The 23,663-nt window shown below is 45.4% G+C and carries 18 protein-coding genes; 6 read left to right on the top strand and 12 right to left on the bottom strand.

What is annotated here, in order from left to right; all coding sequences use genetic code 11:
- Positions 1 to 22: 22 nt before the first annotated feature.
- A complete protein-coding gene (locus tag MHH25_RS13225) occupies positions 23 to 1,120 on the bottom strand; it encodes a saccharopine dehydrogenase NADP-binding domain-containing protein (RefSeq protein WP_340020181.1) in 1,098 nt (365 codons plus the stop codon).
- Positions 1,104 to 1,811: a class I SAM-dependent methyltransferase gene (locus MHH25_RS13220; RefSeq protein WP_127546960.1), complete on the bottom strand. Its 708-nt coding sequence runs from the start codon at positions 1,809 to 1,811 to the stop codon at positions 1,104 to 1,106. Before MHH25_RS13220 ends, MHH25_RS13225 begins: the two co-directional genes overlap by 17 nt.
- Before the next feature lie 129 nt (positions 1,812 to 1,940).
- Between MHH25_RS13220 and MHH25_RS13215 the strand changes: the two genes are divergently transcribed.
- Complete coding sequence (locus tag MHH25_RS13215; protein WP_340020180.1) at positions 1,941 to 3,047, top strand: LuxR C-terminal-related transcriptional regulator; 1,107 nt, start codon at positions 1,941 to 1,943, stop codon at positions 3,045 to 3,047.
- Between the two features lie 237 nt (positions 3,048 to 3,284).
- Here MHH25_RS13215 and MHH25_RS13210 read toward each other — a convergent pair whose 3' ends face one another.
- The 6 genes from MHH25_RS13210 to MHH25_RS13185 form a co-directional block, all read right to left on the bottom strand.
- Positions 3,285 to 4,298, bottom strand: a complete 1,014-nt coding sequence (locus tag MHH25_RS13210) for an iron ABC transporter permease (protein WP_017688818.1) — start codon at positions 4,296 to 4,298, stop codon at positions 3,285 to 3,287.
- Entirely contained in the window at positions 4,295 to 5,320 is a 1,026-nt protein-coding gene (locus MHH25_RS13205) for an iron ABC transporter permease (RefSeq protein WP_051447083.1), read from the bottom strand. The genes MHH25_RS13210 and MHH25_RS13205 overlap by 4 nt, the downstream gene beginning before the upstream one ends.
- A gap of 117 nt (positions 5,321 to 5,437) precedes the next feature.
- Positions 5,438 to 7,405, bottom strand: a complete 1,968-nt coding sequence (locus MHH25_RS13200) for an AraC family transcriptional regulator (protein ID WP_340020179.1) — start codon at positions 7,403 to 7,405, stop codon at positions 5,438 to 5,440.
- 287 nt (positions 7,406 to 7,692) lie between these two features.
- The gene (gene yidC, locus MHH25_RS13195) at positions 7,693 to 8,580 is read right to left on the bottom strand and encodes a membrane protein insertase YidC (protein WP_340020178.1); all 888 of its coding nucleotides are present in this window, start codon (positions 8,578 to 8,580) and stop codon (positions 7,693 to 7,695) included.
- Positions 8,517 to 8,867: a hypothetical protein gene (locus MHH25_RS13190; protein WP_241230758.1), complete on the bottom strand. Its 351-nt coding sequence runs from the start codon at positions 8,865 to 8,867 to the stop codon at positions 8,517 to 8,519. Before MHH25_RS13190 ends, yidC begins: the two co-directional genes overlap by 64 nt.
- Before the next feature lie 92 nt (positions 8,868 to 8,959).
- Positions 8,960 to 10,579: a DUF4173 domain-containing protein gene (locus MHH25_RS13185; protein WP_340020177.1), complete on the bottom strand. Its 1,620-nt coding sequence runs from the start codon at positions 10,577 to 10,579 to the stop codon at positions 8,960 to 8,962.
- Positions 10,580 to 10,713: 134 nt separating this feature from the next.
- On the opposite strand from MHH25_RS13185, the gene MHH25_RS13180 reads away from it, so the two are divergent.
- Positions 10,714 to 12,531 (top strand): ABC transporter substrate-binding protein, encoded by a 1,818-nt coding sequence (locus MHH25_RS13180; protein ID WP_340020176.1) that lies wholly within the window; start codon positions 10,714 to 10,716, stop codon positions 12,529 to 12,531.
- Between the two features lie 43 nt (positions 12,532 to 12,574).
- Here the strand turns inward: MHH25_RS13180 and MHH25_RS13175 are convergent, their stop codons facing one another.
- Positions 12,575 to 13,912 carry an FtsW/RodA/SpoVE family cell cycle protein gene (locus MHH25_RS13175; RefSeq protein WP_340020175.1) on the bottom strand — a complete coding sequence of 446 codons (1,338 nt, stop codon included), beginning with the start codon at positions 13,910 to 13,912 and terminating at the stop codon, positions 12,575 to 12,577.
- The gene (locus tag MHH25_RS13170; protein WP_340020173.1) at positions 13,909 to 14,244 is read right to left on the bottom strand and encodes a helix-turn-helix transcriptional regulator; all 336 of its coding nucleotides are present in this window, start codon (positions 14,242 to 14,244) and stop codon (positions 13,909 to 13,911) included. Before MHH25_RS13170 ends, MHH25_RS13175 begins: the two co-directional genes overlap by 4 nt.
- A gap of 284 nt (positions 14,245 to 14,528) precedes the next feature.
- Between MHH25_RS13170 and MHH25_RS13165 the strand changes: the two genes are divergently transcribed.
- The 4 genes from MHH25_RS13165 to MHH25_RS13150 all read left to right on the top strand — a co-directional run bounded on the left by MHH25_RS13165 (position 14,529) and on the right by MHH25_RS13150 (position 20,559).
- Entirely contained in the window at positions 14,529 to 15,113 is a 585-nt protein-coding gene (locus MHH25_RS13165; RefSeq protein WP_340020172.1) for an AAA family ATPase, read from the top strand.
- Positions 15,114 to 15,422: 309 nt separating this feature from the next.
- Positions 15,423 to 17,459, top strand: coding sequence for a serine hydrolase (locus tag MHH25_RS13160; RefSeq protein WP_340020171.1), 2,037 nt, complete (start codon positions 15,423 to 15,425; stop codon positions 17,457 to 17,459).
- Positions 17,460 to 17,623: 164 nt separating this feature from the next.
- The gene (locus MHH25_RS13155; RefSeq protein ID WP_340020170.1) at positions 17,624 to 19,927 is read left to right on the top strand and encodes an ATP-binding protein; all 2,304 of its coding nucleotides are present in this window, start codon (positions 17,624 to 17,626) and stop codon (positions 19,925 to 19,927) included.
- On the top strand, positions 19,924 to 20,559 hold the full coding sequence (locus MHH25_RS13150; protein ID WP_340020169.1) for a response regulator transcription factor: 636 nt from the start codon (positions 19,924 to 19,926) through the stop codon (positions 20,557 to 20,559). Before MHH25_RS13155 ends, MHH25_RS13150 begins: the two co-directional genes overlap by 4 nt.
- Before the next feature lie 134 nt (positions 20,560 to 20,693).
- Here MHH25_RS13150 and MHH25_RS13145 read toward each other — a convergent pair whose 3' ends face one another.
- Positions 20,694 to 21,647: a TIM barrel protein gene (locus MHH25_RS13145; RefSeq protein ID WP_340020499.1), complete on the bottom strand. Its 954-nt coding sequence runs from the start codon at positions 21,645 to 21,647 to the stop codon at positions 20,694 to 20,696.
- A 290-nt stretch (positions 21,648 to 21,937) separates the two neighbouring features.
- Complete coding sequence (locus MHH25_RS13140; RefSeq protein WP_340020168.1) at positions 21,938 to 23,656, bottom strand: hypothetical protein; 1,719 nt, start codon at positions 23,654 to 23,656, stop codon at positions 21,938 to 21,940.
- Positions 23,657 to 23,663 lie beyond the last annotated feature (7 nt).

Raw genomic sequence — 23,663 nt, 5'->3', positions numbered from 1 at the left:
TTCTCAGCAAAAGAACATGAAACTAGGTGATCTTGGTCGTCACCTTTAGTGGCGTATGAAGTGCATCCTGAATGTCTTGCAAAGAGAGACACTGTTCAATATGAAATACACCATGTGGCAACTCTGTTTTATACACACGTTCTGCCACGGCTGCAGCTACCGCTGCTGTTGCATCTGCTTCCTTTGCACCGATCAGTAGTTGTTCGACGCGGATTTGCTCACCATTTTCCCATCCTGCGGCATCGACCTTGACTGCATACATCGGTTCTCCCCCAGGAATAAGGCCAAATGCCTTAACCGTTCCATTCCGAATAGACGGGATACGCAACAACGAAAACAACCCTGCACGTTTGGAGATTGCCATGGATCCTGTGATCCAGCGGGAGTCCAGACAGAGTCTGGTAGATACGGTTGGAATACGTAACGTCCGAGCAACCACATGCTGATCCGAAAAGTTAAATCGATAGGCCTTCCGCTGCCCAAGTTTTGCTCCAAAATCAATACGTTTGCCATCTCCGAAACTTTGTACCTCAGCAGGTTTGCCCTTTTGCATCACTTGGTAAGTGGCATTCATCTGATCAACGGTCCACTCCACGGCAGCTTTTCCGTGCTTCTCTCCAAGTCCCAGCATTACGGTAATGTCTGCTTCCTCCACCTGATCCATATGCATGGTCGCTTCGCGCACAAGCAAATTAGTCACTCCAGGTGATAATCCAACGCTGAGGATCGCGGTCGATTTGGAACGTTGCATTTTGGTGTGGAGCTGTTCAACCTGAGCGAGAAAATCATATTTTGCAGAAATATCAATATAGTCGGTTCCGGCTTGTGCACAGGCTTCAACAAACCGGGTATCGCTCTGATCCACACACATGATGACCAGCTTCACAGGCCGTAACATGGAAGGCTCCACAGGTTTTGTTACATCCAGTTGAAGCGGTAGTACAGCACCACCTGTAGACCTGCTGAACTCTTCCGCACGGTTCATGCGTGTACCCGCAGCCCATACTTTACCCGGGAACAATTTCCCCAGTCGAGTACATATCATCTGCCCCACTTGACCATAACCACCAACCACCCAGATCTGATCTTTAATAGGCTTCACGCTAGTTTCGAATTGCATAATACCCCTCCACCCAGAACGCCCCGAAGTAACGTGTAATATGTGAGAAACCGCATTCGGTCAGTAGCTGAGTCATCTCTTCAGAGGATATTGGATCGGATTCACGGCCCAGGGAAGCAGCAAAGCGCTCCCACTCTTCTGGAAGGACGCCCACACTCAACATGTGATCCTTCCAAGCTTGCATCATGATTGGATGTGCAGGTGAAAAAAGATCGGCATTCACAGCCGCAATGATCAGTGGTGCACCCGGTTTAAGTCTCGCTGCGAGGCTGGTCAGAAACGTTCTCTTGGCCTCCATCCCCTGAAGGAAATGTAACATGAGCATGCTTGTCGCCCCATCATATACAATATCCTCCGGCAATTCTTCAACCGTGACAGATTGCAACTTCACTCTGGAACCGATGCCTGCTTCCGCGACTCGTTTCTCAGCAAGTTGCAGCATCGGCTGTGATGGATCTACTCCAGTCAATGTCCAACCGGCATGACGTGATCCGAGCAGAGCAATCTCTTTTCCCCCTCCTGCTCCGGCAACAAGGATATGAATATCGTTGTTATTCGCAAAAGATGCTGAAAGCAGCCGTTCCATTAGATCATGCATATGAGAATAACCCGGAATTTTCAGGGCTATCGATTGTTCGTAACGATGAACATCTGCTGTTTCCCAGCTCATTGGTGATGGATTGTGATTCATAGACACCGCACTCCTCTTGAATTGAAGTTAGACTTGACTCGTTGTTCGTCTAATTTCATTATAGAAGGATACGGCGAGCCTACAATCCCAGAACATTGGGATATGCGCACAGAGAGAGGAGTAATCTTGTTGACATCACGTATTGATCGGAACCACAGACTTATCATTTCTCTTGAAAAAGGAACCTGGACCTCACATACCTATCGGGAAGCTGTTCTTAAGCAGATCCATACGGTTATACCTTACGATGCATACTGTTTCACTACCGTTGATCCTCTGACTCTTCTCTCCACAGGAGCCGTGACAGAAGATGGCATTGAGGCCATTCATGATCGGTTATTCATCAATGAATACATGGAAGAAGATATACATAAATACGCTGAATTAATTCGCAGCGGTGAGCATACAGCTACACTTCATACGTCCAACTTACAGCTTGAACAAAGCCCTCGATATATCAACATTCTTCAGCCAGCGGGGTTCAGTGATGAACTACGTGCTGTATTGGTTAGTGGAGACGCTTGCTGGGGATATCTGACCCTATATCGTAAGACAGAAAGTGCTGTCTTTACAGAGGAGGAGCGGTGGATGATTCAGTCCTGGACCGCTTCTATTGCATCGATGCTGCGGTCCACGAGCTTGACACTGATCGATGAGATCACGAGTGAAAGTCCCGAGGAACCCGGAATTTTGATCACCTCAGACACGTTCCAGCTCTTATCCCTGAACGCCTCCGCTCAATATTGGCTGTCCCAATTGCGCATGCTGGAACATGTAGGGCCTGATGTTCTGCCCCGTCCGGTACGTGCAGTGAGTTCCCACCTGCAGCGCAAGAATCGGGCAGAACTGGTCGTGGATACTCAGATCGCTCCCGAATCACCCTCCAAAGTTTGCATCCAACTTCCGGATGGGCGTTACCTCATACTTCATGCTAGTCTCATGCAACAGCTTACAGGGCCGGATCAGATTGCTATCCATTTGGAGCAGGCGATGCCACAGGATTTACTGCCCTTGCTCGCTGAAAGCCATGGATTATCCAGTCGAGAGCGGGAACTGCTCGGATATGTGCTACGTAGCTATTCGTCCAAGGAAATTGCTGCTGCGATGCATATTTCCGTCTACACGGTTCAGGATCATTTAAAATCCATTTTCGCCAAAACCAAGGTATCCTCACGTCGCGAGCTCATCTGGTATTTCGTTTCCCGTTTTCAGCTGTCGGATGAACCTGCCATATAAATCTTGAATAATTCTCCAGTATCAAATTAACTATCACATGAGAAAAAATCAAAAGATGCCAATACGATATCCTCGTAATGGCATCTTTTTCTATAGCTATTGTTTAAAAAGCATAGCGGTAATACAGGGTAACTTCGATGTTTGAACTTTTGATATCGTGCATTCTGCTTTAAAATGCAGCGCACAGTCCTGCCAAGCCGTTTTCCACAAAAAATTCCGACTATATTATTGATTGTGTTATTTGGCTTTTGCTAGTAAATAAAGAAAATATGGAACACTAATAACTGTAATAACGATTCCTGTTGGCACATCTCCTACGAGGCTAACCGTGCGCGTAATCGTGTCAGCCAACACCACGACTAGTCCCCCAGCCAAGCTGGCAGCCGGAATGAGCAATTTGTGATCGGGACCGACCAGTTTTCTGGCCATATGCGGAGCGATCAATCCAACGAAAAAGAAACTACCTCCCACAGCTACACTGCCAGAGGATAAAGCAACAGCAGCGATTGACAACCCCAAGAACTGTCGCTTCACGGAAACACCAAGCCCCTGTGCTGTCTGATTGCCCAAATGGAGGGCATTCAATATGCGAGCCTTGTAAAAAATATAGCCGAGTAAGATCAAGACCCATGGTGTCAGTATGGAGATATAACCCCAATCATCGCCCCATAGGCTCCCCGCCAGCCAATACAGCATGAAGTTCATCTGCGAATCATCCAGCTTGAGTGTCAAGAAGGTCGTCAGCGCCCCGTACCCGCTTCCTAGCGCGACCCCGGTCAAAATCAAACCGATTGGCGAGATGTCTCGTCCGCGGCGATACGATAATAAGAAGATCAACCCCGCCGCCAATAGTCCGCCAACAAAAGCCAACAGAGGCAGAGCAATAAAGGAACTCTTGCCTGTGGATGCAATGAATACAACAAAGAACAGGACAAACAAACCCGATCCCGAACTAATTCCCAGTGTTCCCGGACTAGCCATGTCATTACGCAGCAAACTCTGCATCACGACCCCCGCCGCTCCCATTCCCAGACCTACCAAAATCGAAAGTACAATTCGTGGCAAACGAAAATCAAACACAATCAGATTTTGCTTATCGGTACCGTTTCCTATGAGAACGTTCAGCACTTCTAGCGGTGAAAGATTCATTTTGCCAGAATTCATGCTAATGATCGCAAACACAAGGATGAGCACCATAAGCACTACATTGATGATAATGCCTCGTTTCATCGTATAACGCCGCTTGATCATTCATATTCCCTCCTTTGTCTTCGAGCCAAGAAGAGAAAATACGGCACACCAATGATAGAAAATATAATGGCAATCGGCGTTTCGAACGGTTTATTGATCAAACGTCCAGCCAAATCAGCCGATACGGTCAGCAACGCACCATATAACGCCGCTGCCGGAATAATGTATCGATAGTCGACACCTACCATATATCGCACAATATGCGGGGTAATCAGACCCACAAAACCAACCGGGCCAACCACAACAACAGCCAATCCAGTCAGTACAAGTACAATAATTGTCGACAAAATCTTGACCAGTCCGCTACGAATGCCGAGTCCACTTGCCACATCATCTCCCAAACTGAGCAATGTAACGGAAGGGGACAGCGCCAGTGCCAGCAGTATACCCCCAACAAAGAGCGGTGAGATAATCAGCAATTCTCCCCATTTGACACCCGCTGTACTACCCGCCGTCCAGAATGTCAATGCTCGCCCCAAATCATAATTGATTGCCAAGTACTGACTGAGTGCGCCAAACAACATTGAAATAGACAGACCTGCCAGTACAAGCCGCTGAGGCGTCATTCCGCGATTGCCCAGTGACGCGGTAAAGTAAGTCATACCGGTGGCGATCGCTGCTCCCAGACAAGCGAACAACATCATCTGCCAATACGAATAACCCGGCAGAAAGGCCAGGCATAGTGCAATTGCAAATGCTGCGCCAGAGCTAATCCCCATCAGCCCGGAGTCGGCCAGCGGATTACGCGTTGTCCCCTGCATGATAGCGCCACATACCGCAAGGCTGCACCCAACGATCAGATCAGCTACGGTACGCGGGAGACGCATGGTTTGAATAATTTGATGTTCAGTGAGCATTGGATCAAATCGGAAAATAGCCTCCCATACCGTTGCTAACCTCATATCAGCAGCACCAAACATAATGGATGCCGCCGACATGAGAACCGTTAATCCAAGCCCTATTACCATGTACATGGTGAAGTTCATCGCCCCACGGCGTTTTTGTTCAGGCTTGCTTTTCATCTCGTTTCCCTTTCATCACCTATTTACAATCCAAACGAATATGGATATGAACGTCCATAAATTCGACTGGTCATGTTTGAAAATTTGGAGTGCTCAATTAAAATTTCGTTCTAACTCTTATTTAGCTAATGCTAGCAATTGACTAACAATATAATCAATCAATGCACTGGAAGTCATTACGTCGGTGGACCAAGATAGCGAAGAATCTACCTTTACGATCCGATCATGTTGCACAGCAGGTATGGCATTCCACACTGCATTATCAGAAGCAACGTTTCCATCTCCTAAGAAGATCATATAATCCCCAGAGTAAGCGGGTAATACTTCCATGGAGACATCGCCCCAATATTTATCTGCATCGATAATATCCGTTTGGACTTTTGAAGGTGCCTGCAATTGAAGTTCATCGTAAACAAGCTCGCCAACGGCATGCTTGGCTCCAGCTATGTAGTTACTTTTATCACTGAATTCTCCAACCGTAATCGTCACATCGGATAGGCCCGCATTCTGAAAGGCTAGCTTTGCTTCTTCGATTTTTCCGGTATAAGCATTCAAAACATCCTTAGCCTCTTCCTGTTTGTTCAAAACATCGCTAATAAATTGTATCCGCTCTTCTGTAGTCATATCACCATAGGGAACATAAATGGTGGGGGCAATTTTGGATAAATCATCATACGACTCATCACTCCATGCCAAAATGATAAGATCAGGCTCAAGCGTCATGATATCTTCCGGCTCCATGGCTACTTTTATGGAGTCTGTAATCTGGTTAGCATAAACAGGCTCTGTCTCCCCCCGTGCAGCTCTAGCCACACCTAAAGGAGTTACACCTAGGGCTACCACATCACCAACCAAATAATCGACTACAACTCGCTGAGGGTTATCAGGTACCTCAACATCACCCTTAACTGTGGATATCGTTCTGGTCTGCGAGACTGCTTCTGAAGCTTTTGTCTCCGACCCTTCCTGTTGTGTCGTTTGCTGTGTCTGCGCAGGTGTTGTATTTGCCGTTCCCCCATTATTCGCTGGCGTCCCTGACGTACATGCCGTTAATAAGAGCATCATGCTTATCGCCGCCGCCAAAATCATTTCTTTACTTCTTAAAGATCCAAACATCGTTGATTCCCCATCTCTATAAGACTTGACTAGACTCGCTAGTTCCCTCTCATCGTAAGGGAGATGAGAATCATTATCAATACCATCAACCTGCATGGATAGTGCGTTTATTTTCCGATAATCACTTGGCGTCATCTTGTAATGCTTCTTAAACATGCGGAACAGGTTTTTCTCATCTGTGAAACCAGCTCCTGTTGCGATTTCTTTAACTGTCGCTTCTGTATGTTTCAAGTCATGACAGGCAGCTTCAATCCTTCTCTGAATGAGATACTCCTGTAAGTTCATCCCTTCCCTTTTTTTGAACAACCGCGTCAATTGTCCACCACTGATCCCAAACATATCGGCAATTTGCTGAAACATGATCGGCTCCCTGTAATGTTTATCGAGATATACCTTGGCAGAACAGGCTGGATCTGGCTGGAGATACCGAATCTCACCACCCTCCAAATCCCTGAACACCTCATGAATCAATTGATATAAAAAACTTTTGGCCTGTAGCTGATCCATCGCTTTGCCACGTTTCCAGCCATTCATCATCCGTTGGAACCAATCGCGTAGCAAGATGGGATTACTTGGCGTATAACCAAACTGTTGAACAAATGGATTTACTTGCTCCAGTAATTGTTGCAGATGTTTCTTGAAAAAGAGAGGTGATTCTGCTCTATAAAACACCATAAAGGTCTTCACCATCTCCTCTTTAGGTGTAATACTGAGCAGGCTCCCCTTCCCGCCGTGAACTAAACCGAAGCGTTCCATTGCAAATGTGGTTTCATTCAGTTGGATTTGCGCTTCTCCCCCATATGCATAGATAAACATGCTACTAGGCATTTTATATTGCTCCAACGGGTATTGTGACGCTACATTCTGAAAGCGTACATCTATTAATGTAATGATCGAACGTGTCCAGATACTGGCCATCATATCAATCATCTCTGGTGTAAATCCCTGTCTTGCTTCTTCCTCTTGCATCTACCCGCACTCCTCGTTTCACTTTTTCCAATGTATACATCACTCAATAATTGATATTGATTATCAATATCATATTTGATCAGGTAAGTATATATCATTAAGTGATATTGGGGAACAGGCAGTGGACGTTATGCTTTCCATCCGCTTTCGTAAAAAACTAAAAAGGAACACCTGATTGTACAAAAAAGAAGCCTGATCCATATGGATCAGGCTTCTTCATTATGTTTATTGTATTTAACAAGATTACGTAGTCACCATGTTTCTCTTGTCACCTGCGACCAAATTTATTAAGACTTTGCAGGTTTCCGAGAAGGTTTGGCGGAGCTGGATTTTTTATTCTTTTTCTTACTTACTTCCACAACCACAGGCTCCTGTGGGTGTTCCACCGGGTACATTTTACGGAACAATAATGTCTGTAGTACCAGGAACGAACCCCCAACGGTCCAGTAGAGCGGCATCGCTGCCGGAGCTGTAAGAGAAAAGAATGCCATCATCAATGGGGAGAGATAACCCATAATGGCGAACTGTTTTCGCTGCTCAGGCGCCATATTGGCTTGTGATACCTTGGCTTGAATCAGATATATGACCGCGACCACCACAGCGAGTACGTAGTCCGGCGCTCCCAGTTTGAACCACAGGAACGAGTGGGAGGACAACTCCGGTGTAAGTCGGATGGCTGTGTAAATACCTGAAAGTATAGGCAGCTGAATGAGCATCGGCAAGCAACCAATGTTCAGCGGATTGAACTTATGTTTCTTGTATAGCTCCATCGTTTCCTGAGACAGCTTTTGCTTATCAGCAGGATCATTTTTGCCTTCATATTTTTTCTTGAGCGCATCCATCTCGGGTTTCATGGCGTTCATGATGACTCGTGTTCCCTGCTGGGACTTGGCTTGACGCATCATCAATGGCAACAGTGCCAGACGAATGACAAGCGTAATTACAATAATCGCGATCCCGTAGCTTCCACTAAATATGGTGGCAATGTGCTGAATCAGGTACGACAGTGGAAATACAATGTAGTGATTAAAAAATCCCGGTGTCGATGAAGTAATCTCCGACACGTTGTTACTGCATCCGGCAAGCAGCATGACTGCAAACAAAATGACAATCAGGCCATAGATCCGTCCCTTGCCCGAAGTAAAAGTGAATCCCTTGTTAGTCTTATGTTCCATATATATCCTCCTCGTTGATTTGTTGACCAATCGTTCAACGAGGAATGACAATCTGGTTCATCTTCATCGGGCGCTTCTCTTCGTCTAATCATGCGGCTCCAGTCTTCCTGTCTATGCTGTCTGTCCAAACACAGGGCGGGAAGAACAGGTTCAAGTCCACCACCGGCGCCACCTTCCATCCAGTACTCCGTCATGCCACAGTGAAGATGGGCAATATAGGCATAACTGACGGTGAAGATGAGTCCAATCGAGAATAAATATGGTAATAACTCCTGCAGTTCAAACAAGGGATTCACCCCCTTTATAGGTTAGTTTTTATATTATAACACTTACATATTGTTTTTGCATAAATCCGTACGTGAAAACAACTACTATTCAGCTATTCCGTTCTCAATTTGGACATTTCTAGTTCAGCTCGGTGTCTCGCCACGTTATAAGAAGGCCATGAACGATCTGATGCATCCTCGTCCAGGTAGGCTTGACGTTCCAGCATTTCCCTCTTAAGATCCGGATACTCCTCCTGGGCAAACTCTCGAAGTAACGGAACTGCATCTGCCGACAGACTTGCCAGATAGGTTGCATCAATATTGCCAGTCTGATGATAACGTTCAATATTCAGCTCGGCAATCCGTTTATCCATGCCCACATAATTGACAGCAACATATGCAGTGAGCGCAAGCACAATATACCAGCGGATCAGCGGTATTGACGTGTACCGTATACGAAGGCCAGCAATCAGCAACAGGAGTGCGAGGAAGATCATGAATGCGTGTACCAGGAAGCGGATGTACGTATATCCATATGCCTGCTCATAAAGATTCAGGCGCATAAACGCGGAATACAACATAATTGCTGAACAACTGACCAGAATCAAGAGAAGTACCTGATGCACGATGGAACCCGTTTTGCCACTCGAACGGGTATACTGCAAAGCAACAATAAGAATAAAGAAGTTAATACCTGTGACGAGAATTAACTCTGCGAATCCACTTCTCGCATAATCTGCGTAAGACAGATCTACCGGAAGATGCCCCTCTCCTGCACCAAACAGATACGAAAACTGTACAAGTACAAACAAAACGTACACACAGTTAATGACAATCAGCATCGTCCCCACAATGATGGGGTCCAATCTGAATGGTTCCCGCTGAACTGGAGTGCGTTCGGGCTCGGGTGTAATCTTATTGGTAACCTGACCTTCAGTGGCCGGGTCCACAGGAGAGAATATATAGGTGTGATCACGCTTATCAACCGTGGATGCTGCTCCATTTTTCCAATGTGCATTCGCTCTCTTCTCTGCCTCATATTGCATTGGCTGTACAAATCCCCATACATAACCAAACAGCAATACACCTGCGATGACAATCCAGATGATTCTCGGTATCCCTGGAGTAAAAGCCAATTGATTCAGCCACTCCGGAAAACCGGCTAAATACTGATCAAAGACCCCGTCAGCAGAGGACAGTAATGCAACGACTACAATGAGGATAGGCAAGGACGCCACAAGACCAATGAGCACTTTGAAAACAACTGTTTTCTGGGATTTGCCCATGCCACGCCCGCCTGCTCTCACAGCAATAGCAGCAACAGTCCCCCAATGACGTATGGCTTGAGGTAGCAAGTGGTCAATAGCCGTACCAATCAAACCAATCTCCCACCACTGCTTCTGTTTTCTGCCCATCAGATACGTCATATGTAAGATAACTACGCCAGGTATGACCAGAAAATTAAGAACATACAGCAGTTCATTGTCGTATAACAGAAACGTTAGCGACAACAATAGCACTACAGCCGCTACAAAAGCATCAATGAACTTGAAAGACCTCATGCGATCCCTTGCAAACAGATACATGAACACATAAAAGAGAATTACAAAGATAGGATACGATACGCCAATCTCATTACCATAGAATAAATACTGGTGAATGATCGCCAGCATCCATGCAGACAGTAACGTGATTAGAGCGCGTTGCGGTGAAGCCATTATTTTATCAATCATGGGAAAAACCTCCATTAACCTTTCTATGCTATATTCTAGATGATAAAATAGGAATATAAATAGAAATTAAAATCGACAAAACTTCTTATTTTAGAGGAATACGTCAGAGTTCACCTCCAGGAGGGAATCAACACTTGAAATTACATCAGCAATATCTGCTGTTGCATCGTCATTACGGCCACCATACAGAACATGAACTTACACTCGCCGATCTCGCTGAATTGCTAAATTGTACACACCGCAATACGTTAACAATTGTCAAAAAGATGGTTGCCCATGATTGGATTCGTTGGGTTTCCCAGCGTGGCCGGGGTCGGCGTTCTTCACTGACCTTGCTTGTTCCGGCTGATCAAATCGCCGCAGAATATATGATGCAGGCCATGAATCGCCGGGAGTTACAGGAAGCTGCCGAGCAGGTGAGCGCATTCTCCAGTTCAACAATCATGCAGGATCATCTAAACCAGTGGTTGCTTGGGTATTCAGGACATCATACGGAAGCCGGCACCAATAATGAGCAGATTGATACGCTTCGGTTGCCCCTGCGCCAACAGCTTCATGCCCTTGATCCGCTGTTCATTAATCTATTAGCTGAATCCTTTGTTACCAGCCATGTCTTTGACGGGTTGGTTCAGCGGGGTGAACAGGGAGAGATCCTTCCATGTCTCGCTCATACCTGGGATGTCAGTGCAGACCGAAAGACCTGGATCTTTTATTTGCGAAAAGGTATTACATTTCACGATGGTCAGTTGTTGACAGCCCATGATATAGTGCATACGTTTGAACGACTGCAGTCTACAGATCGCCGGACACTGTACCGTGATGTAAGTAAACAGATTCTATCTATTGAAGCGGTCGATTCCTTAACCGTGTGTTTCCAGCTTAAAAATCCTCATGAATTGTTTTTATCCTTCCTGACAACAAGTCGTGCGGCGATTGTACCCTCACCAGGAACAAACGAACATAAGATGAAGCATTCGGGTGATGTGCATGGGATGCAAAAACCTGTTGGGACGGGACCGTTCAAGGTCACCGCCTGGGATGATCACTTGTGCAGACTTGAAGCCTTTTCATCGTATTTTCAGGGTAGAGCACATATGGACCGGGTAGATATCCTGCAGATTCCGTGGAGTGCCTCGGCAAAAATGGACGATAGCCAAGATATCGAAACTCCGTTCTTTCATCTTGTTCATAATCCGTCTTCGTCTGCGGGTGCAGACTGGACACAGATTAGTGCAGGTGTAATGGTTCATAAATTACTCACGTGTAATACACAAAAAACCGGACCGTTAAACGATCCGGAAGTAAGAGCACACCTTCAGTCATGCCTTGCTGGCATGTATAGAGATGACCGACATGGAGATAACTCTGAAGTCGTGGAGACTGATTTTAGTGCGGTGAATACCAAGAAAGTCCAGGTCCACTCGGAGGGATTTAGCGATATATCGATAAGTTCCGTATCCTCCAGTCCCATCTCCTTGCACATTGCAACCATTCCACAATATCGCAGAGATGCCCAACATCTGGCGTCCATACTGGAGCAGTGCGGTTTCTCGTGTACCGTCCGTACTGCTACGATGGAGCAGTTCAAAGGAAATCTGCGGCTGGAGTCTGATCTGATTCTCTTCTCTCTCATTCGGGACAGGGACGAAGAACTGCGAAGATACGATCTTTACTCTACGTTATCTGAGCATCTGGAAGATTCTGCTCGTATAACGATCCATGAGATCTTACAAACCATCGTCGCCTCTCCCATCGCTGCGGATCGAACTTGTGAATTAGATCGAATTGAGCAATTTTTGGTTGATCAGAATTTACTGTTCCATTTATCAGAAAAACCGGTAGAAACCGCTTATCTGCCTTCGGTACGTGGTCTATCTTTCAACAGCCAGGGCTGGGTGAACCTGCGTCATATCTGGTTTCCTTCTGACGCACGAGGACATCAATCTGATTAAACATCGTATTATATGACTTATACCATCCGATCACGTATCTTTTTTATTTTGACATTGTCGTGATCGGCTCTCCCTGTTTGCTTCTCAATGAAATAGTATCTTTACGTCGATATACTCCAAGTAGTAAACCCATCATGGCGTATTCTAAGATCACATGAGAACCAAATCCAATAAAAGGGAAAGTAACGCTAACAATCGGAACCTTTCCGGTAGTCATAGCCAGCGAGTAAAGCATTTGCAATGCGAACATCATTGTAATACTGAACACGATCATACGACCAAATTCATCGAGTACACGAGGTAGCATTTTCAGCATACTAGTAAGAAACCATACGATTCCAAGCAACAGCATTATGCCTGCTAACCAACCAAATACATCAATAAGCATTACACCGGGATAGTCCATATAAAATCCTGTAAAGTGGTCCAAAGACGTGTCAGAACCGTTTCCCCACCATCCGGCAGAATGAAGAATATTCATAATCGTTTGGTTATAGTAACCGTTTCCTAGCGGATCATTCTGGAGATCCAATACAACAGAGAGTCTCTCAAACCGCCTGTATTCACCACCCAAAAACAACTGTATCATAGTGACACTTCCCTTAATTGCAGCACCCACAAACGTATAAAACCATTTTCGTGTGATCCAGGCAAACAAGATAACAGTTGCCATTCCGAATGGAAACAATCGCACCCAATCTGAAGCCTGAAACAGGCTAAAAGACGGCAAAGCAACAAGAAGAATATACGTGGAGACAGATTGTACATCGCACTTAGTACGCAGCTTATCCATCATAATCGCACCTATGGCAAGGGGCAATACCCACATGGATATCGTCGTAAGATCAATTGTTAACCCAAATATGCTCCAGAACCGTTGTACACCATAATCAAACGGTGATACCAGCGGATTAATCCACAACATACCACTTAACAAAATATAGATCCACCAGGCAGATTTTTTCCATTTTTGATAATCAAAATACATCAAAAATACCATCAGCACTAAACCAACAATAGTGTAGAGCAAATGACTTTTATACAAAAACTGAAATCTTTCAACCGAGATATTTGTCGTATAAATCCATGTCAGCAGCAGGCTAATGATTAGCAAACTGGCAAGTCCCGTTAGCAACCCCCAATGCATACGATGGCGATGCAACCGGTGCATACTCTTGCCTACGACAGCGGGATCGCCCATCTGTTCAATGGCATATGCAATTGCTTCTTCCTCTGTATAACCTTCTTGTTTTTTATCCAAAATCATCTCTTCCATGTGGTTTCCCAACTCATCACACAGGTCGTTATGTACTTCGCGAGCTTTAACCTCAACACACATGTGATCAAGATAATGCTGAATTCGCTCATCTCGATTCGTCATGTCAGGCCTCCTTCCCCAAGAACCCGATCCACAGCTCTACGGAACATATTCCATTCTGCTTTTTTACTTTGTAAGGCCTCCATCCCCTTGTTACGAATTGAATAATATTTCCGTTTACGGCCTTCAACCTCCATCCAGTACGACTCTACCCATCCTTCAATCTCCATAGCATGCAAAATAGGATATAACGTTCCCTCTTTCAGATTAAACACACCCTCGGATTGACGATGTAATTCCTTAATTAATTCATATCCGTACAACGGTCGTTCCTGAAGCAGGGTCAGAATCAATGTTTCGGTACTGCCTTTAATCATTTGTTTGTTAACCTGCAACGCGCTCACTCCTTCCTTTTCAATTCATTTAGCAAGAATTTTTAGATTTTGAAAAATACACTTTTAAATCTCTTCTTTTTATATACATCGGAAACCTATGCATAGAACAACTAGGTATAATATTACCTTATCCTTCCTTTTTTGTCTAGCCAACAAGCTTCTTTATTTATGTTAAAATAAACAAGTCCTTTCATTCACGAACTCTAATGATAAATCTATATACTCGTGTATTTTTCAATTACATATACTATTTTTTGAATCTAATTAAAGGAGGCATTACATTCATGAGCAAACTAATTTTCTTTCTCGGCGGGGCCGGAAGTGGCAAGACCACCCTTGCCAAAGCCCTTTCCCGTAAACATAAAGCGGCTTTCTTCGATATGGATATTCTGCTTCGTCCCGCGGCTGAGGCGATCATGACCCTTCAGGGACTTGATCCCTCCGACCGAGATTCACCTGAATACAAAAGGTTATGCCGTGATCTTGGGTACCGCATTACGATGGATGCTGCTCTGGATAACGTTCAGTTGGGTATCGATAGTATCGTTGTGGGGCCATTTACCAAGGAAATCGGTACCCCTGACTGGATCGAGCAGGAACTCGCACGGATTGGACGTTCTCTGAAAGATACGGATGTGAGGGTTGCCTATATTTATCTTGAGAATGAAGCATTGTATCACAAACGGATCACAGCGAGACAATCCCCACTAGATGAATGGAAGTTAGCCAACTGGGATGCCTTCACAGCTTCTCTCGTCCGTAAAGAAATAGCCTGGCCCCTCCCTGCTTCATCCGTCGCTTATATTGATAATTCCAGTGATGATCCTGCGATTGCCTATGCTGAACTTGAACGACGGATGTACGGGTAGTTTTATAAAATCTACTTCCCAATTACTTTGCACGATGTCGCTTTGCATGGAAAATAAAAAGACGAAACAAAAAGAGGTATTTGTCGAGACCCCCGTTGGGTCATCATGACAAATACCTCTTTTCATATATTCAAGATTATTCAAAACTCACTCTTCATCCTCAACAATTGCGGGATCACGCAAAAAGGTTTGCGGTAGTCCTGCCGTAATAAGTGCGTACTACGGAATCGCCATTACATTCGAACTGATAGATTATAGATGTACTTGAATGTAAGAGAACGAACATATCTCAACTCAAAGGAGAATTTCATGAAATCTCACGTAGCAACATGTCCAACTCAACAACAACACAGCTACAAATCAAATCCTAATTGGAAACGTGCCGTAGCCAACATCTTCCTGGTGGCATCTCTGAGTTTCACCACGATGACCAGTGTATCGGCAGAGAGCAGTCTCCCTCTTCCTCAGGTAAGCCCTCAGGAAACTGAATCGTTCATCAATCAATTCTTCGCCCAACCTGAAATGAAGTCTGCTCTGAAAGGAGCGGTAGTCACCGTTGTTCACGATCAACAGATCGTTTTGAATAAAGGATATGGTTATGCCAATGTGGAACAACAAATCCCCGTCGACGCCGACTCCACTCTATTCCGTGTAGCCTCCATCTCCAAAACGCTGACAGCAACCGCTATTATGCAATTGACCGAGCAAGGTAACGTAAAACTTAATCAGGATATCAGCGCATACACAGATGGTCTTAATCTGACCAACCATACCGGAACAGCGTTAACATTGGATCATCTGATGACCCACACCAGCGGGTTTGATTTCACAGATGTAGCAGCTACAGACAGAGTACTGGAAAGTTCTTATCCGCTTCAGCAATTCATCCAAGACAACAAACCGTCCGTTGTTCGCAATCCAGGAGAAGTTTTCTGTTACGACAACTACGGCTATGCACTCTTGGGCTACATTGTTCAGAAACAGTCCAAACTTCCGTTTGAAACTTATGTACAACAGCATATATTCAACCCTCTTGATATGTCGGATAGCCATTTTACACTAAGCAAAGACACGCTGAGTAAACTCGCAACTCCTTATGGCGCTGAAGGACAGGAGCTTCCGCAATATCCCAATATACCGGACAGCTCCCCTGAGGGCGGATTAATTACAACTGGACGGGATATGGCTCACTTTATGCTTGCGCAGCTCAATCAAGGTTCGTACCAGGGTGCACGTATACTCGAACCGTCATCCGTCCAAGCGATGCAAACGTTGGATGTCTCCATACACCCGGATATACCTGGAACAGGTTACGGATTCGAATCCACCTATTCGCAGTATAATCATGGACGGAAAGTCGTGAGTAAAGCAGGCGATCTGGACGGATTCCATTCCAATCTGTGGCTGTTGCCTAACGAGAAGACTGGACTATTTATCGTCTCCAACAGTGATGGACCAGATGTGCGAGAAGCGCTTTTTCAAGCATTTATGGATCATTTTTATCCAAACAACGAGACGCATTATAGTGATTATAGCGTACCCAAGTCTTCACTCCGTACCTATGAGGGACTATATCGGGATATCCGTTTGCCCGCATGGTTATATGATATTTCAGCAACAGAGACAGGGCTTCAGGTTATAGATGCTTATGGCACTCACACTTTAACACCCGTTAAGGACATGTTGTTCATGGATGAGGACGGCAAGCTTGCTGGTTTCAAAAAAAATCAGTCCGGTGAAATCACGTATTTCTATTACAACAAGTCAGATAGCTGGTCCGAGAAATTGCCAGAAGCCAGACCTTATGAAGATGTGCCAGAAGACCATCCCTATGCTCCGTACATCTATCGCTTAACCCAGATTGGCCTGTATCCACAGGATCAATCCCTATTTGAACCAGAGAAGCCTGTTAGTCGTGGGGAGTTTGTAACACAGGTTGTGGGCATAAGCGGAATGTCCATTTCAGCTCAATCTCCAACATTTAAAGATACCCAATCAAGTCCCTATGCCGCCTACATTCAAACCGCTCTTGAACTGGGCATTGTGCAAGGTAATACCCGTGGATTGTTCCATCCTGACCAAGCCATAACAAGGCAAGAGGCCGCGGTGATCATATCGAGAACGGCACAACAACTCCTTGGCGCACCTGCCGTAACTGCCGATCTCATCGGTTCACAGGATCGCTGGGCTGAAGAAGGTGTCCAGTTTGTAGTTGCTCTAGGTCTCTACGGTCCTGAAGTATCTGTATCCAGCACCGGTGCTGTGGATTATAGATCGAAGCAGCCTATGCTCAGGCAGGAATCATCAGTTTTGATGTACAAAATGTTAGGCACTCTGCTACATTAACATAGAGTGATGCTCGGCAAGCCATGTCATTGCTACATGGCTTGTTTTTCCACTTCATTTTACCAATGATGCATTTTATAAGAACGGATGATTTTACCATGCGACTAGGACTCTCATTACATAGATTCATGAAAACTAAATTTAATTTCGTGTGGTTTGTAACGATGTTGTGCTTTGTACTGACAGCCACGTATATCCATATCTCTTCATTTATGAATCCTTATATCGGACTTTCGTTGACACCAAATGCCTCCATTTCTTGGGCAGTACATGATGTAGATCCACAAGGTTTAGGATATACATCCGGGATTAGATCAGGTGACACCGTTATCTCGCTGGAACCCAAAGGAGGAGTCCAGTTACTCCATCAAAAAGGTGTATTCTTAGTGACTGAAGCCTACACCATCGGCGTTGAGAATTCTCATGGTCAGGCATCCCAACATACAATGAAGCCTGGACCACGTGAATGGTTCAACATCGGCTTCTCATCCATAGTAGAATTATTGCTATTGTTGACCGGAACCTATGCCTTGTTTAGCCAACCCGGTTCACGAGTGATACGTCTGTTCTACCTCCTTAACCTGTCCATGGCCATATGTATACTGACGATATACACTTCCCAGTTGCCTTTATCCAATTATATTTTGGCCTTTTGTGCGGCATGGTTACCTTACTGTCTAACTGCTTTTTATGTGTCTTTTGTATTCCGTACCCGTCTGCATCGTTTTCGATGGTTATTAATCATCAGCAGATGTATTGCGATTGCCTACTCTACTGGCCTTGCCTTTCTGTACATCAAGCAGTGGATGATGACCGATATTCAGATCAATCAAGGCATTACTACCGTCAGTACTCCTGTTGCACCGTCTGGTCCAACCAATCTGCTCAACTTTATTCTTTGTGCAACCCTTCTGATCTTAATCTGGATGACATGGGTTAATCGTAAAAGCTACAATCGCAAGGAGCAGAACCAGCTATTGCTCATGTTAACAGGAATTATTGTCAGCCTGATTCCCTTCATCATCTGTTTTGCTATTCCAACCCTGCTTCAAGGTGAACCGTTATTGCCTGTAGAGTACACATTAATTGGATTTCTGCCTTTATCATGGATGTTCACTTATGTACTTGTACAACGGAGTATGCTTGACCTCAAACTGGTTATGCCAAGATTGATGATTCATGGACTATATGCTTTAATCGTTTTTTTACTGTTTCTGGCCGCCTCTCACCTGCATTCGTTAATTCATATCAGCTTGCTGTTTGTCTCGTTTTTGCTGATCACTTGGGTGTATCAGTACACGCTCACACGCTCACGCAAGAAAAACAAACTTAACAAAGACTGGTTGGAACACCAGCAACTCCGGTTGACTGTGCGAATGGCTGAGCAGCAAAACATGCGGGACATGATTCACGTGTTTGCCGAGATGTTCCACAAGATGCTGGATATTGAAGGTGTAATTGTCATATGGATTGATGATAAGCACAGATATTCTCAGGAAGGTACAGGGGTTTTTGCTTCCATTCAGAATATCGATATTCAGGCGTTGGATATTGAAGTTTTACGACAGAAAGTTGATTTGGCGCAGGTTTGGGAGCTGTCAGGTGAACCCACCACGGAGACGATAGGATTTCTGGGCATTGGTCACAAAGAAAATCGCACCCTTTTTTCAGCAGAAGAGCAGGATATCATTGATAAAGGCAGGCTGGAAGCAATTCGAATGCTCGTCAATGGCAGACTCTTATCCGATCTGCAGAAGCGATACGAATACCGTGTAGACCAGACAGCTCTTCATGAACACCAGATACGCCGTCATCGGCAGTTCAATGATATTATGATGGAAGCCCAACAGGCAGAGCGTATGAAAACCTCTTATTTCCTTCATGACCAACTGCTTCAAAACCTGATTTTCCTGTCTCGTGATTTGGAGGAATTACACGATACCGGAGAGACGCATAAGGATCAAACGGCTGTTTGGCTGGAGTGCCTATATGCTTCCCAGAGAGATATACGTCAATTGTGTGATGATCTCTACCCTCATATTATGGATCGAAGTGATCTTGAGGAAGCGTTACAATGGCTCATCCGCACACTTCAAATACAAAGTGGCATCAGAATGGAACTAAACTACAACGCCCTCTCTGAAGAGTTGAAGCACGAACCTCTGAAGTCCACCGTCTTTCGGACGGTCCGCGAACTCATTATGAATGTGATGAAGCACGCACAGGCGTCGTTCTGCTCTATTCAGGTACATACAAGGGATACTGACTTGATTCTCCAAGTAGAGGATGACGGCTTGGGGTTCAATGTTCATACCACATTTGATACTGAAACAGGGCACTTCGGTTTGATATCCATACAGAGCAGCATTCAGCATCTCGGTGGAGAATTCACCATACATTCCAGCCTTGGCAAAGGAACCTCAATCAACATCCGTTTGCCTTTAACCAAAGGAGCAACTGAACAATGAGCGAACCCATTACAGTCGTACTACTTGATGATCATCCTCTGGTCATGGAAGGTCTCAACAACCGCTTAAACCGCGAACCCGGCATACAGGTACTGAAAACATTCAGCGATCCATTGCTTTTTTTATCCGAAGTAGAGGCGTTGCGACCAGATGTTGTTGTGATGGATATCCGCATGCCCCAGCTTGACGGGTTCGAGGTTGTGAGAAGATTGAAAGATCAATACGGGTTATCCGTTAAAATCATACTGTTATCCGGATACAACTATCACGAATTCCAGTTAAAAGCTTATGATCTGGGCGTCCATGCCTACTTGTCGAAACAAGCAACGTATGGACAGATTATCAACGCCATTCACCAAAGTATATTGGGACATGTTCTTATTCCAGAGACCATGTTATCCCCTAATCTGGAGGAATCACTCACAGCAACTGAACGGGAAGTGCTTAATCGTATTGCACTGGAGATGACCAATAAGGAAATTGCACAGGATCTGGCGATCAGTCAACGTACAGTGGAGTATCATATAACTTCTATTACGCAGAAATTTGGTGTAAAGTCCAGAATTGGTGCTGTAGTCAAAGGCTATCAGGCAGGGATTCTCGGTGACGTAACACTCCCTGAGAAACGGTAAAAATATGTACCCGTTTAAAAAAACAACAAAAGAGCGGCAGAACACCCTGTAATGCAACCTGAGGTTTGTTCTGAACCGCTCATCTGTTGGTTTACTTTCCTATAAGGTGCATTCATGCTTGATGCGTGTGCTCCCTATCCGCGCTGACGTTCAGCAATACGAGCCGTGATTATTCCATGACTCTCATCAATCTCTTCCGGTGTGCACGCGGCTTTCAGCTCATATACTTTCACCGGAGAACGGTCGATAATATCCAAAAACGAATCAAAAAATGTCATGTCTTTACTATGGATGTATGGACACCAATGATCTGATAACCCTACGGTTTCATGAATATGCACGCCAACCACGTGATCAATCAACGCGTTAGCCTGACGTACATTATCGTACAGCCCCATTCGATCCATCATCATGCCGTGACCAATATCGTACCAAAGACCAAGCGGTGCGCCCTTCATTTGTCCAATAATCGTTCCCGCTTCGTTCAAAGTCGGCATCTGATAACAGCGTGAACGGGTCTCAATACCGAAATTCACCCCGTATCCCCGCTGCTCCGACAAGTTACATACCTCTTCCAGACTCTCCTGAATAAGGCTCAGGTAATGTGCGCTGCCATCTTCCCGCTTCTCCAGCATCTCTTGCCATAAAGATTGATATGCCAATGAATCCGGTCCTTGATCGTGGTATATCTTTTTCAACGCTTCATCTATATTATATTCAAACGGAACCTCACCGGGATGTACAACGACAGCCTTGGCCCCATAACGATGTGCGTACTCGGCTGAGCGAAGTAACAGCTCAATCGCCCGTTTGCGGCGCGGTTCATCATCGAACCCAAGCAGGACGGAATCCGTCCCGTAATCGGAATCAGCCACATACGGGAATGTATTATGCACACTGGATACACCGATCTCGCCCCGTTCAATCATCGGTTCTATCGTCTGCAGCATCTCTTCCGTTACGTTGTAATTCAGTTCCACCTGTTTGAATCCAAGAGACTTGATCTCCTCGATCATACCTTGTCCGTTCGTATGACGTTTGATATTCCAACATGTTGAGAATGAATATTCCTGTTTGTCCGTATACATCATTGGTTCCTCCTGTCTCTCATTCTATCGCCCATTCATATTCCATTTATCTCTATCTATATAAGTTGAACCAATAAACTTTACACTAGATCACTCCAATTGCAGTACCATCTTCCGATCGCTGTTATCCCCTGATTTTTTTGATCCCCTTCTCCAAAGGGAAAAATCGGGTGATAGCTTATGCTTCCGATGCAGCTTTCTTGCAGAAAGCTTTCAGGCGAACGCTCCGCTTCTTCAGATCGGTTCTGCACTCTTCGTTCTCGTGTAAATGTTCAGTTCATCTTATATACCTATTCATCCCTCAAACCGTTGTCTTCACGAAAAGTCAATTCAAATCTCATCTTGTTTGCCGTCTTCCCAGGCACATAACGATAGATGATCTCCGCATGATTCACGTACATTAACACGAATGGTTCAGGTGCTTCAGCCTTCACGGTACACGCAAGTCCAGGGAACTGCCATAACACTGGTGTAATGTCCTGCTGACGAAGGGATGGCCCTCTGATTTCAAAATAAACGTCGATCTCTTCCGCCGTATCCAGCTCCACATCAATGGTTAACGAATCAGGTGTGAGATCCGCAGCGAACGTTATTCCGCGCAGATGACTGTTCCACCCCTCGCCCACCTCACGACGGATTAAGCGAATATAATAAAGCTCACCCGTCTCTGTCTGCCAGTGGATCGTGGCTGGATGCATCTGGCCATTGGTATTCACACTTCCCGACATGGCCCCGATCATCCGGTGTTCTCCGATCCAGGCTCTGGCAGTACATAGATTCCGATTGGACGTTGGATCATTGCGCTCACACAGTTCCATGAACTGTTTCTGCACAAGCCGATCTTCTTGATGAGCCTTGAAATACGGCACGGCTTCAGCAGGCACATCCACCCCAAGGAGCGCAATCAGTGGATCATGGCCTGACTCACAGTTGATTCCTGCCAGATATTCATACCCTTCTCCAAGCAAGAGATAGATAAAAACACCGATCGAACTATGCTCTCGCATCTCCATGTCGTACGCCCGGGAGAACGGGCCGGAGAGATTCTCCAAGTTGGCATTATAATATAGCGCAATGTTATTCCACAGCCCATGTTCAATCCGGTGTCCAATTTCGATCAAACGTTCCGTGAGTCCATACTTTCGATACATGCCAAGCACGGACAGATCCACTCCGTAATACGTTGTCGTATTGAACTCCGCGAATGTACCGTTGTATTGTTCAAACTCCTTCATCAACCCCTCCGCCTGTTCATCCGAATGCTGAATCCAATCTGTTCGGTTCAAGCGATGGCCGTAGTAGTGGGTAATGAAAATATGCATTAACTCAATATTCGTGTTCATTGGGATTACGTCGGATAACCTGCGTTCTATTGACCCTTGGACAGCCAACTCCATCGCATGGTCCATCCGTTTCATGAGTGTCTCCGGCATAAGTTCGGCGAATTCGGCAGTTACGACCACACAGACACAAGCGATAAACTCGCGCCAGTTGGGATCATAGCTGATCCAGACCGGTGGCAGAACCTGATTCACTGCCGAATAAAAAAGGTGTTTCAGTTGTTTGGGATCTGCCGCCTCTGTGCGCAGAGAACCCTCTTCCTGTAGTTTATGGATAAACTGCGCAGACACCTTCTCAAAGGTGCGTTCCAGGAAATAGGCCGTGCCTGGCGCAAAAGATTTCCAAGCATAGTGACCCGCTGGTGGATGCACATCATTGGGTCGGGTCGCGAAGGTTCCGTGATAGATCTCATCCGGAGCGTCATATTGAACATCGAGCACCTTGTGGAACACTCGTATCGCGCGTTCCACATCACCAGGCTCATTTCGAATTAACAATCCGAGCGCATAATGTGCACTGGCTCGTGTGCTGTGTTGCGATGAATCCTCTTCTTCGAAACTCCGAATCAGATCCACTTTCTCGTCATAAAAGCTATCCATCATCAACATGGACTGATTTATAAGATACTTTTGCTCTTTCGACATCTTCTCTACCCTTCGTTGTGTCATGTCATGG

The sequence above is a fragment of the Paenibacillus sp. FSL H3-0457 genome, from assembly GCF_037981725.1.
GTDB lineage: Bacteria > Bacillota > Bacilli > Paenibacillales > Paenibacillaceae > Paenibacillus > Paenibacillus amylolyticus.
The sequence above is the reverse complement of the archived record's forward strand: the minus strand, read 5'-3'. Positions and strand labels throughout refer to the sequence as shown.